The following is a 12626-nucleotide window of genomic DNA, read 5'->3' as shown; positions in this document are numbered from 1 at the left end:
ACGGGCCGGTACAGTGAGCGGGTCGTCATCATGCCCGTACGGGGGGAAGACCGGTGCGAATCCGGCACTGACCCGCAACCGTGAGCCGGTCCCCGCAAGGACCGGCAAGTCGGAATGCCCCGCCCGGGACGTGACCGCCGGCACCGTCGAGGAATACGGAGCCGGAGCCTGGTGCCCTTGAGGCGTGCCGGTGCCCGGCCGCAGGAGAGGGCCCCATGAACACCGTCCGCCGCAGCGCCGCCGCGCTCGCCGCCGCCGCCGTCGCACTCGGCGCCGCAGCCGCCGTCCCGGCCGCCGCCGCGCCCTCTCCGACCCCCTCGACCGGCACCCCCGCGACCGGCCTGTACGGCACGAAGGACCCGACGTACGACGGCGTCTGGCGCCAGTCGCTCGCCTTCCTCGCCCAGCGGAGCACCGGCTACCAGCCCGCCGACCAGGCCGTGGGCTGGCTCCTCGGCCAGCAGTGCGCCGACGGCTCGTTCGCCTCGTACCGCGCGGACGCGGCGACGCCCTGTGACGCCAAGACGATGCGGGACACCAACGCCACCGCCGTCGCCGTCCAGGCGCTCGGCGCCGTCCGCCGCCAGGCCGCCGCGCCCGAGAAGGTCGACCAGGCCGTCAAGGCCGGCAGCGCCTGGCTGAAGACCGTGCAGAACAAGGACGGCGGCTGGGGCTACGGCGCCGGCGGCGCCAGCGACGCCAACTCCACCTCGATCGTCGTCGGCGCGCTCGCCGCGACCGGGGAGAAGCCCGGCTCGTACACCTCCGCCGACGGCCGCACCCCGTACGACGCGCTCCTCTCCTTCGCCCTGCCCTGCTCGGACAAGGACGGCGCCGGGGCCTTCGCGTACCAGCCGGACAAGGCTGGCACGCTCCTCGCGAACGCCGACGCCACCGCCGCGGCCACCCTCGCCGGACTCGGCAAGAGCATCGCCGCCACCAAGGCGTCCCCCGAGCAGCCGCCGGTCTGCACCGACCTCACGAAGCCGACCGCCGAGCGGGCCGCCCTCAACGGCGCCTCCTACCTGGCGAAGGCCCTCGCGAAGACCGGCCACCTCACCACCCCGCCGATGCCGGGCGCCACCGACACGACCGAGAAGCCGGACATCGGCAACACCGCCGACGCGGTCGTGGCCCTCGCCGCGGCCGGCGCCGCCCAGGAGGCGGAGCCCGCCCTCGTGTGGCTGGAGAAGAACTCCGCCGCCTGGGCGAAGGAGAGCGGACCGGCCGCGTACGCGCAGCTGATCCTGGCCGCCCGCGCCACCGAGACCGACCCGCGCGAGTTCGGTACGGCGGACCTGGTCGAGCAGCTCAACGCCACCGGCCCCGCGCCCAAGACCCCCGACACCTCCGCCTCCTCCACCAGCGACGACGAGGAGTCCGGCTTCGACATCTGGTGGATCATCGGCATCGGCACGGTCGTCGGCGTCGGCATCGGCTTCCTCGTGAGCGGCCGCAAGAAGTGAGAGCCACCCGCAGGGCGGGCGCCCGGATCGCGGGCGCCGCGGCCGGGGCGCTGCTGACCCTGACCGCCGTCGCGGCCGCCCCGGCGCAGGCCGCCGGCTACCGCTACTGGTCGTTCTGGGAGAGCGACGGCGGCAAGCCCTGGGCGTACGCCACCCAGGGCCCGGCGACCGCCCGGCCCGCCGACGGCGACGCGATCGGCTTCCGTTTCGCGATCAGCCAGGGCACGAGCGACACCTCCCAGCCGGCCCTGGCCCCCGACTTCGCGGGGATCTGCGGGGGCGTGGAGAAGAAGGACGGCAGCAAGCGGATCGCCGTCGTCGTCGACTTCGGCGGCCCCGCGGACGCCCCGCCCGGCGAGCACCCGCCGGAGAAGCTGATCAAGGTCGGCTGCGCGGAGGTCCGCGAGGACGCGACGGGCGCGGAGGCGCTGGCCGCGGTGGCGAAGCCGCTGCGGTACGACAGCGCGGCCATGCTGTGCGGGATCGCCGGCTATCCGGCGCGGGGCTGCGGCGAGCAGGTCGCGGAGAACGCCCCGGCGTCCCCCGCGCCCACCGCTCCCGCGGCCGCCGCCCCCGGGCACGGCAGCGGCGGTCCGTCCTTCGGCGTGCTCGCCGGCGGGGCGGCCGTCCTGGCGCTCGGCGGCGCCGCGATCTGGAAGGCCCGCCGTCGCGGATGAGCCCCGCCCGTAGCCGCGGCACGTTCACGGCCCCGCACACGGACCGGCCCGCGCCGGGGTCCCGGCCCGCGCCGGGGTCCCGGCCCGCGTCGGGGTCCCGGCCCGGTCCGGGCTCCCGGTTCGCGGCCCCGGTGGCGACCCGGGCCAACGCGCTGCACGCCGGAGCCTGGTGGCTATGGGCCCTGGGCCTGGCCGTCGCCGCCTCCCGCACCACCAATCCGCTGCTGCTCGGGCTGCTCGTGGGAGTCGCCGGATACGTCGTGGCGGCCCGCCGTACGGACGCGCCCTGGGCCCGTTCGTACGGCGCCTTCGTGAAGCTCGGCCTGTTCGTCGTCTTCCTGCGGGTGGTGTTCTCGCTGCTGCTGGGCTCCCCCATCCCCGGCACGCATCCGCTGTTCACGCTGCCCGAGGTGCCGCTGCCCGACTGGGCGCAGGGCGTACGGATCGGGGGGCGGGTGACGGCCGAGCAACTGGTCTTCGCGCTGTACGACGGCGCCAAACTGGCGACCCTGCTGATCTGCGTGGGCGCCGCGAACTCCCTCGCCAACCCGGCGCGGCTGCTGAAGTCGCTGCCGGGCGCGCTGTACGAGGCCGGGGTCGCCGTCGTCGTGGCGATGACCTTCGCGCCGAACATGGTCGCCGACGTGGTCCGGTTGCGGACCGCCCGCCGCCTCCGGGGCCGCCCGACGGGCGGGGTGCGGGCCGTGCTCCAGATCGGCCTGCCGGTCCTCGAAGGGGCCCTGGAGCGGTCGATCGCCGTGGCGGCCTCGATGGACGCGCGCGGTTACGGGCGGACGGCGCGGGTCCCCGCCTCCGTGCGGCGCACCACGAACGTGCTGACCCTCGGCGGGCTGCTCGGCGTCTGCGCCGGCTCGTACGGACTCCTGGCCGCGGAGGGCGCCGGATACGGGCTCCCGCTGCTCGGCGCCGGACTCCTCGCCGCCCTGGCCGGCCTCCGCCTCGGCGGCCGCAGGACGCTCCGCACCCGCTACCGGCCCGATCACTGGGGCGCGCGGGCCTGGCTCGTCGCCGGCTCCGGTGTGGCGGTGGCCGTCCTCATGATCTGGGCGAACACCATCGCACCCGACGCGCTGCACCCCGGCGTCGTACCGCTGGAAGCGCCCGAGCTGCCGCTCTGGCCGGCCCTGTCGGTCCTCGTCGGCCTGCTGCCGGCCTTCGTCGCGCCCGTCCCCAAGGAGAGCACGTGATCCGCTTCGAGAACGTCTCGGTGACGTACGAGGACGAGGCCGAACCCACCCTCCGGGATGTGCGCCTCACCGTCCCCGAGGGCGAACTCGTGCTCCTCGTGGGTCCCTCCGGCGTCGGCAAGTCCACTCTGCTCGGCGCCGTCTCCGGCCTCGTCCCGCACTTCACGGGCGGCACCCTCACCGGCCGTGTCACCGTCGACGGCCGCGACACCCGCACCCACCCGCCGCGCGAGCTCGCGGACCTCGTGGGCACGGTCGGCCAGGACCCGTCCGCCCACTTCGTCACCGACACCGTCGAGGACGAGCTCGCCTACGGCATGGAGTCCCTCGGTCTCTCCCCGGCCGTCATGCGCCGCCGTGTCGAGGAGACGCTCGACCTCCTCGGTCTCGCCGAGCTCCGCGACCGTCCCCTGGCCACCCTCTCCGGCGGGCAGCGCCAGCGCGTCGCGATCGGCTCCGTCCTCACCCCCCACCCCAAGGTCCTCGTCCTCGACGAGCCCACCTCCGCGCTCGACCCGTCCGCCGCCGAGGACGTCCTCGCGGTGCTCCAGCGCCTCGTCCACGACCTGGGAACGACCGTTCTCCTCGCGGAGCACCGCCTCGAACGGGTCGTCCAGTACGCGGACCAGGTACTGCTGCTGCCGGACGGCGTGATGGGGCCGCCCGCGGAGGTCATGGCGGTCTCGCCGGTGCATCCCCCGGTGGTGGCGCTCGGGCGGCTCGCGGGGTGGGAGCCGCTGCCGCTGACGGTGCGGGACGCGCGCCGGAGGTCGGCTCCGCTGAAGGCGCGGCTGGAGGGGCGGGTCCCCGCGGGGCCGCTGCCCCGCCTCGCGCCGTCCCCTCTCCCCGGGTCCGTCCCGGACTCCGGTCCCGGTACGCCGGACGGACCGGGAGCCACTGGTGCCGCAGAGTCCCGGGGCGGGGGATTCCTTCCGTTCCGGCGGCGCCGTACCCGACCGGCCGGCCCCACCGGGGCCCCTCTCGTGCTCGCCGACGGCCTCGGCGTCCGGCGCGGCCGGGTGGAGGCCCTGCGCCGGGTCGACCTCCGCGTCGACGCCGGCGAGACCGTCGCGCTCATGGGCCGCAACGGCGCGGGGAAGTCCACCCTGCTCTCCACCCTCGTGGGGATGATCGAGCCGACCGTCGGCACGGTCCGGGTCGCGGGCCTGCCCCCGCACACGACGGCTCCCCGCGAGCTGATCCGCCAGGTCGGCCTGGTCCCGCAGGAGCCGCGTGACCTCTTGTACGCGGACACGGTCGCCGCGGAGTGCGCGGCGGCGGACGGGGACGCGGGCGCGGCGCCCGGGACCTGCCGGGCGCTGGTGGAGGAGCTGCTGCCGGGGGTGGCGGACGGGACGCATCCCCGGGACCTGTCCGAGGGGCAGCGGCTGGCGCTCGCGCTGGCCGTGGTGCTGACGGGCCGGCCGCCGCTGCTGCTGCTCGACGAGCCGACGCGGGGCCTGGACTACGCGGCCAAGGCCCGGCTCGTGGCCCATCTGCGCGGGCTCGCCGCGGCGGGGCACGCCATCGTGCTGGCCACGCACGACGTGGAGCTGGCGGCGGAGCTGGCGCACCGGGTGGTGATCGTCGCGGACGGCGAGGTGGTGGCGGACGGCCCGACGGCCGAGGTCGTCGTCTCCTCCCCGGCGTTCTCGCCGCAGGTGGCGAAGATCCTCGCCCCGCAGCCCTGGCTCACGGTCGAGCAGGTGGAGGCGGCCCTGTGAGCACCCGTCCCCGCACCCGTCCCGTGAAGGGCCCGGCGCCGGGCCCCCGGGCCGCACGCACCCGTCCGGTCCGGCTCGGGCCGCGTTCGGTGGCGGCGCTGGTCCTGGTCTCCGTGATCGGGCTCTTCGGCATCTGCTGGCCGCTGTTCGCCGACGCGGGCTCGGCCGTCACGACGCACGCGGCGGACGCGCCGTGGCTCTTCGCCGCCCTGCTGCCGCTGCTGATCGCGGTGGTCGTCGCCACGATCGCCGACTCCGGGATGGACGCGAAGGCCGTCGCGATGCTGGGGGTGCTCGCCGCGGTGGGGGCCGCCCTGCGGCCGCTCGGGGCGGGGACGGCCGGCCTGGAGCCGATGTTCTTCCTGATGGTGCTGAGCGGCCGGGTTCTGGGGCCGGGGTTCGGTTTCGTCCTCGGTGCGGTGACGATGTTCGCGTCGGCCCTGCTCACGGGGGGTGTGGGGCCGTGGATGCCGACGCAGATGCTCGCGATGGGCTGGTTCACGATGGGCGCCGGGCTGCTGCCGGGCCCGACGGCGCTGCGGGGGCGGGCCGAGCTGGCGATGCTCTCCGTGTACGGCTTCGTGGCGGCGTTCGCGTACGGCACGGTCACCAATCTGTACGGCTGGGTGACGCTCGGCGGCGGCGCGGTCGACGCGGGTGGCGGGAGCGGCGGGATCTTCTTCGTCCCGGGTGCTCCGGCGCACGAGAACCTCGTCCGGTTCCTCGCCTTCCTCGTGGCCACCTCCCTCGGATGGGACCTGGGCCGCGCCGCGCTGACCGTCGTCCTCACCCTGACCGTCGGCGGCGCGCTCCTGCGGGCGCTTCGGCGGGCCACGCGACGCGCCAACTTCGAGGCCCAGGTCACATTCGGGGCCCCGGAAGTGCCCGCCCCGGGTGAGGCGGCCCACAGGACCTACGTCACGTACGAGCCGGAATAGTAGACCGGCGCTACCCACCCAAACCACTCCAGACCCCGGCATGAGCTGCGGAAACGTGGCACACCCATCCCCGGGACGTTCCGCCCGGGTCCGAACCTGCCTCGTACATGGGGTGGTTGCCCCACCCCCGCCGGGCCTGTTTGTCTGGTGGACGTCGCCAGGCAGCCGGTGCTCACCACAGCGCCTCGGACGGCCGGTTCCCCCAGTTCCCGGGTCTCCCGGGCTCTGGTTCCGGCTTGCCGAAATCGCCTGACGCAGCCCTTGTTCCCGACGTTAGGTAGATACGTTGATCCGCTCGCTCACCTCTCGTGCCTCTGCCCGCAACAAGAAGATCGCCGCCACCGCAGCCGTGCTGCTGGGCGCATCGGGTGCGGTGCTCGGCACGACGGGCTCGGCTTCGGCCGCCAGCCCGCAGGAGCTCGCTCGCGACATCGTCCCCGCCTCGCAGTACGCGTCCTTCAGCAAGATCGTCGAGCACGAGTCGCACTGGAACCACACCGCGACCAACTCGTCCAGCGGCGCCTACGGCCTGGTCCAGGCCCTCCCGGCCTCGAAGATGTCCTCCGCGGGTTCCGACTGGAAGACCAACCCGGCCACCCAGATCAAGTGGGGCCTGGACTACATGAACGAGCGCTACGGCTCCCCGAACGCCGCCTGGGCGTTCTGGCAGGCCAACGGCTGGTACTAAGAGAACCTGCCGCCGCACAGCGCATCCGCAAGGCCCCGCCCTCCCTCCGGAGGGGCGGGGCCTGCGGCGTTTTCCGGCTCTGGATTTTTAGTAGACCGGTCGTCTAGTCTTCCGGTCGTCGGCGGGCGCACGGAAGACCCCGCCGCGACAGACCCCGCCGCGATCCCGGAGGCCGCCCATGCCCGCAGCGCCCAGCACACCCGGCACCACACCCCCCGCACCCGCCCCGCTCTCCCCCGGCCGGTTCGGCGCGCTGGTCGGCACCGCGCTCCCGATCGTGCAGGGCCCCTTCGGCGGCGGCCTGTCCTCCGTCGAGCTGGCGGCCGCCGTGTCCGAGGGCGGCGGCCTCGGCTCGTACGGCGCGCACCACCACACCCCCGAGGAGATCACCGGTCTGGTGGCCCGGCTGCGCGCGGCCACCGGCCGCCCGTTCGCCGTGAACCTCTGGGTGCCGCAGGAGGGCGAGGAGCGCGAACTCTCCGCCACCGCGCTCGCCGGGCACGTCGAGCGCCTGCGGCCGTACTACGAAGAGCTGGGCGTCTCGGCGCCGGACGACGCGGACGTACGGGCGCGGCCGGACTTCGACGAGCAGCTCGACGCCCTGCTCGCGGCGGCCCCGCCGGTGATCAGCCTGGTCATGGGCCCGCCGCCGCCCCGGCTGGTCGCCGAGGCACGGCGGCGCGGGATCGTCCTGGTCGGCACGGCGACCACCGTCGACGAGGCGGTGGCCCTGGAACGGGCCGGGGTGGACGCCGTCGTCGCCTCCGGCAGCGACGCGGGCGGCCATCGGGGCGCGTTCCTGCGGCCGGTGCGCGAGTCCCTGGTGGGCACCTTCTCCCTGGTCCCGCAGGTGGCGGACGCGGTGTCGGTGCCCGTCGTCGCGGCGGGCGGGATCGCCGACGGGCGCGGCGTCGCCGCCGCGCTCGCGCTCGGCGCGGACGCCGTCCAGGTCGGCACCGGGTTCCTCGCCGCGCGCGAGTCGGGGGCGAGCGAGGCGCACCGGCGGACGCTGGGCACCCCGGGGGCCCGCACGACCGTGCTGACCCGGCTGTTCTCGGGACGCACGGCGCGGGGCATCCCGAACGGCTTCGTCCGGGAGATGGCGGCCCACGAGGAGCACGTGCCCCCGTACCCCGTGCAGAACGCGCTGATGCGGCCGATCCGCCGAGCAGGGCCGGCCCGAGTACGTGAACCTCTGGGCCGGCCAGGCGGCCGCGCTCGTCCAGGAGTCGCCGGCGGCCGCCGCGTACCTCTCGGACCTCGCCGAGGAGGCGGTCAGAGCCGCTGGATGATCGTCCCGGTGGCGAGCGCCCCGCCGGCGCACATGGTGATCAGCGCGAACTCCTTGTCGGTGCGCTCCAGCTCGTGCAGGGCGGTGGTGATGAGCCGGGCGCCGGTGGCGCCGACGGGGTGGCCGAGCGCGATGGCTCCGCCGTTGACGTTGACCTTCTCGAGACCGTCCAGGTCCCGCTCGAACTCCTGCGCCCAGCTCAGCACCACGGACGCGAACGCCTCGTTGATCTCGACGAGATCGATGTCCCGGAGGCTCATCCCGGCCTTGCCGAGGACCGCGCGGGTCGCGTCGATCGGGCCGTCGAGGTGGTAGTGCGGGTCGGCGCCGACGAGCGCCTGGGCGACGATCCGGGCGCGCGGGCGGAGCTTGAGGGCGCGGGCCATGCGCTTGGAGGCCCACATGATCGCGGAGGCGCCGTCGGAGATCTGGGAGGAGTTCCCGGCGGTGTGCACGGCGGTCGGCATGACGGGCTTGAGCCGCGCCAGGCCCTCCATGGTGGTGTCGCGGAGGCCCTCGTCGCGGTCGACGAGCCGCCACATGCCCTGGCCCGCGGCCTGTTCCGCCTCGGTGGTGGGGACCTGGACGGCGAAGGTCTCGCGCTTGAAGCGCTCCTCGGACCAGGCGATCGCGGCGCGTTCCTGGGAGAGCAGGCCGAGGGAGTCGACGCGTTCGCGGCTGAGACCGCGGCGGCGGGCGATGCGCTCGGCGGCCTCGAACTGGTTGGGCAGGTCGACGTTCCACTCGTCGGGGAACGGCTTGCCGGGGCCGTGCTTGGAGCCGGAGCCGAGCGGGACGCGCGACATGGCCTCGACGCCGCAGCTGATGCCGATGTCGATGACACCGGCCGCGACCATGTTGGCGACCATGTGGCTGGCCTGCTGCGAGGAGCCGCACTGACAGTCGACGGTGGTGGCGGCCGTCTCGTACGGCAGCCCCATGGCGAGCCAGGCGGTGCGGGCGGGGTTCATGGACTGTTCGCCGGCGTGGGTGACGGTGCCGCCGACGACCTGTTCGACGCAGTCGGCGTGGATGCCGGTGCGGCCGAGGAGTTCACGGTAGGTCTCGCCCAGGAGGTAGGCGGGATGGAGGTTGGCGAGCGCGCCTCCGCGCTTGCCGATGGGGGTGCGTACGGCTTCGACGATGACGGGTTCCGCGGCCATGAGCTCGTCCTCTCCTCGACCGGACGGGGTGTCCCGGCACCCCGGTCGGTCGGCGTCACGGGGGAACTAGTACGCGTTCTAGTTCTGAGAGCAGTCTTATGACTGCTACCGCCGGTACGCAAGGGTCCGGGACGCAACAGTTCCCGCCCCGCCCCTTGCTACTTGTAGAACTCGTTACTAACTTTCCCGGCAACTTCTGATGGCCCATCAGATATGGAGAGTGTTGCCGATGCCCTGCCCCCATCTCCCCGAAGGGTTCGACGCCACCGACCCCGATCTGCTCCGCGACCGCATTCCCTTCCCGGAGTTCGCCCGCCTGCGGCAGACCGCGCCCGTCTGGTGGTGCCCCCAGCCGGCCGGCGTCACCGGCTTCGGCGACGAGGGGTACTGGGCCGTCACGCGCCACGCGGACGTCAAGTACGTCTCGACCCACCCCGAGTTGTTCTCCTCGAACGAGAACACGGCGGTCATCCGCTTCAACGAGCACATCACCCGGGACCAGATCGAGGTCCAGAAACTGATCATGCTCAACATGGACCCGCCCGAGCACACCCGGGTCCGCCAGATCGTCCAGCGCGGCTTCACCCCCCGCGCGATACGGAACCTGGAGACCGCGCTCCGCGACCGCGCCCGCGCCATCGTCGAGGAGGCCGGGCGCTCCGTGGACGCCGACGGCACCTTCGACTTCGTCACCCGCGTCGCCGTCGAACTGCCCCTCCAGGCCATCGCCGAACTCATCGGCGTCCCCCAGGAGGACCGCTCCCGGATCTTCGACTGGTCGAACAAGATGGTCGCGTACGACGACCCCGAGTACGCCATCACCGAGGAGATCGGCGCCGAGGCCGCCATGGAACTCATCGGCTACTCGATGAACATGGCCGCCGCCCGCAAGGAGTGCCCCGCCGCCGACATCGTCAGCCAGCTCGTCGCCGCCGAAGGACAGGGCAACCTCTCCTCCGACGAGTTCGGCTTCTTCGTCCTGCTGCTCGCCGTCGCCGGCAACGAGACCACCCGCAACGCCATCAGCCACGGCATGCACGCCTTCCTCACCCACCCCGACGAGTGGGAGCTCTTCAAACGCGAGCGCCCCGCGACCGCCGCCGAGGAGATCGTCCGCTGGGCCACCCCCGTCGTCTCCTTCCAGCGGACCGCGACCCAGGACACCGAGATCGGCGGCCAGAAGATCCGCAAGGGCGACCGGGTCGGCCTCTTCTACTCCTCCGCCAACAACGACCCCGAGGTCTTCACCGACCCCGAACGCTTCGACATCACCCGTGACCCCAACCCGCACCTCGGCTTCGGCGGCGGCGGACCCCACTTCTGCCTGGGCAAGTCCCTCGCGATCAAGGAGATCGAACTGATCTTCAACGCCATCGCCGACACCCTGCCCGACCTCACGCTCGTCGGCGAACCGCGCCGCCTGCGCGCCGCCTGGCTGAACGGGGTGAAGGAACTCCGGGTCCGGACCTCCCTCTGAGCCGGGCGCCCGGGACCGGAACCGGAACCGGATCACCGCCCGGCGCGTCCGACCCCACATGCGGGGGACACACAGAAACATCCTGACCATCGTCATCGCGCTGCTGGCGCTCCAGCTCGGCTCGCTCGTCGCACCGGCGTACGCCTGCGGCTGCGGCGCGATGATCCCGTCCAGGTCCGAGCGCATCGGTGTCGACCGCGAGGAGTCGGCCGTCCGCTGGGACGGCCGCACCGAGACCGTCGTCATGCGCTTCAACGTCCACGGGAACGCCCGGCGGGCCGCCTGGATCATGCCGGTGCCGGGCCGGGCCGAGGTCACCCTCGGTGAGCCCGCCCTCTTCGAAGCGCTCGAATCCCTCACCGAGCCCGAGGAGCGCGACCGGTACCACTTCTGGCCGCGCGAGGGCGACTGGCCGTTCGACAACCCGTGGGGGGACGGGGCGGCCGGCGCCGCCCCGCCCGGTACGGGCTCCGGCGTCGGCGTCGTCGGCCGCGAGCGGCTCGGCCCCTTCGACGTGGCCCGGCTGACCGCGACCGACCCCGAGGCGCTCGGCGACTGGCTGCACGCCAACGGCTTCGAGCTGCCCGAGCGGCTCCCCGGCGCGCTCCGGCCGTACGTCGACCGGAAGTGGGAGTACGTCGCCGTCCGCCTCGCCCCCCTGGAGAAGGGCGCGTCCCTCGACGGCAAGCTCACCCCGCTGCGGATCAGCTTCGCCTCCGCCGAACTCGTCTACCCCATGCGGCTCTCCCGCCTCGCGCAGACGCCGCAGACACTCGGCCTGTACATCCTCGCCGACCACCGGATGGAGCCCCGCTCCCCCATCGGCGGCGACCGCCCCGAGATCACCTTCTCGGGCCGGATCGACGGCGACGAGAGCTTCGCCCTCGCCGGGCTCACCGGCGGCACCCCCGTCCACCTGACCGCCCTGGAGCAGAGCTTCCCGCACCCCGAACGCATCGACGACGACCACCACCTGCGGACCGTCGCCGACACCCCGTACCGCCGAGTCGTCTACACCGACCGCCTGCTGACGGTCGGCGACGGCACCCCCGCCTGGCTCCTGACGGTGGGCGGCGGACTGCTGCTCACGGCGGTCGCGACGCTCCTGGCCGTACGGGCGACAAGGCGCCGGTCACGACGCGACCCCGGTGTACGTTCGGCCGCATGACGAACCCTCGATGGTCCCAAGTGGACCACTACTTCGCCGAGACGATCACCCCCGCCGACGAGGCGCTCACCGCCGCGCTCACCGCCTCCACGGCGGCCGGCCTGCCCGAGATCGCCGTCGCCCCCAACCAGGGCAAGCTGCTCCACCTGCTCGCCCTGATGCAGGGCGCCCGGAACATCCTGGAGATCGGCACCCTCGGCGGCTACAGCACCATCTGGCTGGCCCGCGCCCTGCCCGCCGACGGCCGGCTGATCACCCTCGAATACGACCCCGCCCACGCGGACGTCGCCCGCGCCAACCTCGCCCACGCCGGCCTCGACAAGATCGTCGAGGTCCGCACGGGCGCCGCCCTCGACACCCTGCCGCGGCTGGAGGAGGAGGGCGCCGGCCCCTTCGACCTCGTCTTCATCGACGCCGACAAGGTCAACAACCCGCACTACGTGGCCTGGGCCCTCAAGCTCTCCCGCCCCGGCACGGTCATCATCGTCGACAACGTGGTGCGCAACGGCAGGATCGCCACCGCCCACCCCGACGACCCCGCCATCACCGGCACCCGCGCGATGTTCGACCTCGTCGCCCGCGAACCCCGCCTCGACGCCACCGCCTTCCAGACCGTCGGCACCAAGGGCTACGACGGCCTGCTCCTGGCCCGCGTGGTGAGCTAGGGCCTGTCGTCAGATTCCCGTCGTCGCCCGAAGGGCGGCGACGGGAAGGTGACGACAGGCCCTAGGTATAAAACTGCCGGACGTTGGTTACACATGGGTCTCCGAACAGACGGAGATCTGCCATGCCCCCTTCGCTGGAACAGCAGCGGGACCGTCAGGCC

Annotated in this window: 10 protein-coding genes, 1 pseudogene and 1 riboswitch; of the genes and pseudogenes, 10 read left to right on the top strand and 1 reads right to left on the bottom strand. The window is 73.8% G+C overall.

What is annotated here, in order from left to right; all coding sequences use genetic code 11:
* Positions 1 to 2: 2 nt before the first annotated feature.
* Positions 3 to 142: riboswitch (cobalamin riboswitch) on the top strand.
* Positions 143 to 215: 73 nt separating this feature from the next.
* The 7 genes and pseudogenes from ACFVZH_RS02145 to ACFVZH_RS02115 form a co-directional block, all read left to right on the top strand.
* Entirely contained in the window at positions 216 to 1466 is a 1251-nt protein-coding gene (locus tag ACFVZH_RS02145; protein ID WP_384891764.1) for a prenyltransferase/squalene oxidase repeat-containing protein, read from the top strand.
* On the top strand, positions 1463 to 2143 hold the full coding sequence (locus ACFVZH_RS02140; protein WP_384891761.1) for an SCO2322 family protein: 681 nt from the start codon (positions 1463 to 1465) through the stop codon (positions 2141 to 2143). The genes ACFVZH_RS02145 and ACFVZH_RS02140 overlap by 4 nt, the downstream gene beginning before the upstream one ends.
* Positions 2140 to 3351, top strand: a complete 1212-nt coding sequence (locus ACFVZH_RS02135) for an energy-coupling factor transporter transmembrane protein EcfT (RefSeq protein WP_384891758.1) — start codon at positions 2140 to 2142, stop codon at positions 3349 to 3351. Before ACFVZH_RS02140 ends, ACFVZH_RS02135 begins: the two co-directional genes overlap by 4 nt.
* Positions 3348 to 5075 carry an ABC transporter ATP-binding protein gene (locus ACFVZH_RS02130; protein WP_384891755.1) on the top strand — a complete coding sequence of 576 codons (1728 nt, stop codon included), beginning with the start codon at positions 3348 to 3350 and terminating at the stop codon, positions 5073 to 5075. The genes ACFVZH_RS02135 and ACFVZH_RS02130 overlap by 4 nt, the downstream gene beginning before the upstream one ends.
* A gap of 23 nt (positions 5076 to 5098) precedes the next feature.
* Positions 5099 to 6013: an ECF transporter S component gene (locus ACFVZH_RS02125; RefSeq protein ID WP_384892912.1), complete on the top strand. Its 915-nt coding sequence runs from the start codon at positions 5099 to 5101 to the stop codon at positions 6011 to 6013.
* Between the two features lie 286 nt (positions 6014 to 6299).
* Positions 6300 to 6701 carry a transglycosylase SLT domain-containing protein gene (locus ACFVZH_RS02120; RefSeq protein ID WP_384891752.1) on the top strand — a complete coding sequence of 134 codons (402 nt, stop codon included), beginning with the start codon at positions 6300 to 6302 and terminating at the stop codon, positions 6699 to 6701.
* Between the two features lie 178 nt (positions 6702 to 6879).
* Positions 6880 to 7812: pseudogene (locus ACFVZH_RS02115) on the top strand (NAD(P)H-dependent flavin oxidoreductase); the annotation flags it as partial.
* A gap of 164 nt (positions 7813 to 7976) precedes the next feature.
* Here the strand turns inward: ACFVZH_RS02115 and ACFVZH_RS02110 are convergent.
* Positions 7977 to 9155 carry a steroid 3-ketoacyl-CoA thiolase gene (locus tag ACFVZH_RS02110; RefSeq protein WP_384891750.1) on the bottom strand — a complete coding sequence of 393 codons (1179 nt, stop codon included), beginning with the start codon at positions 9153 to 9155 and terminating at the stop codon, positions 7977 to 7979.
* 229 nt (positions 9156 to 9384) lie between these two features.
* On the opposite strand from ACFVZH_RS02110, the gene ACFVZH_RS02105 reads away from it, so the two are divergent.
* The 3 genes from ACFVZH_RS02105 to ACFVZH_RS02095 are packed head-to-tail and all read left to right on the top strand — an operon-like array spanning position 9385 to position 12465.
* Positions 9385 to 10632, top strand: coding sequence for a cytochrome P450 (locus ACFVZH_RS02105; protein ID WP_384891747.1), 1248 nt, complete (start codon positions 9385 to 9387; stop codon positions 10630 to 10632).
* A gap of 58 nt (positions 10633 to 10690) precedes the next feature.
* A complete protein-coding gene (locus tag ACFVZH_RS02100) occupies positions 10691 to 11800 on the top strand; it encodes a DUF2330 domain-containing protein (protein WP_384891745.1) in 1110 nt (369 codons plus the stop codon).
* Positions 11797 to 12465 (top strand): O-methyltransferase, encoded by a 669-nt coding sequence (locus ACFVZH_RS02095; protein WP_384891742.1) that lies wholly within the window; start codon positions 11797 to 11799, stop codon positions 12463 to 12465. Before ACFVZH_RS02100 ends, ACFVZH_RS02095 begins: the two co-directional genes overlap by 4 nt.
* Positions 12466 to 12626 lie beyond the last annotated feature (161 nt).

The sequence above is a fragment of the Streptomyces sp. NPDC059534 genome (assembly GCF_042743475.1).
Taxonomy (GTDB): Bacteria; Actinomycetota; Actinomycetes; order Streptomycetales; family Streptomycetaceae; genus Streptomyces.
Note: the sequence above shows the minus strand (reverse complement) of the source record. Positions and strands in the feature narration are given on the sequence as shown.

Excerpts from the sequence above, each read along its gene's own strand:
- ACFVZH_RS02135 (WP_384891758.1), top strand. The coding sequence starts at position 2,140 with ATGAGCCCCGCCCGTAGCCGCGGCACGTTCACGGCCCCGCACACGGAC.
- ACFVZH_RS02100 (WP_384891745.1), top strand. The coding sequence starts at position 10,691 with ATGCGGGGGACACACAGAAACATCCTGACCATCGTCATCGCGCTGCTG.
- ACFVZH_RS02105 (WP_384891747.1), top strand. The coding sequence starts at position 9,385 with ATGCCCTGCCCCCATCTCCCCGAAGGGTTCGACGCCACCGACCCCGAT.
- ACFVZH_RS02110 (WP_384891750.1), bottom strand. The coding sequence starts at position 9,155 with ATGGCCGCGGAACCCGTCATCGTCGAAGCCGTACGCACCCCCATCGGC.
- ACFVZH_RS02095 (WP_384891742.1), top strand. The coding sequence starts at position 11,797 with ATGACGAACCCTCGATGGTCCCAAGTGGACCACTACTTCGCCGAGACG.
- ACFVZH_RS02145 (WP_384891764.1), top strand. The coding sequence starts at position 216 with ATGAACACCGTCCGCCGCAGCGCCGCCGCGCTCGCCGCCGCCGCCGTC.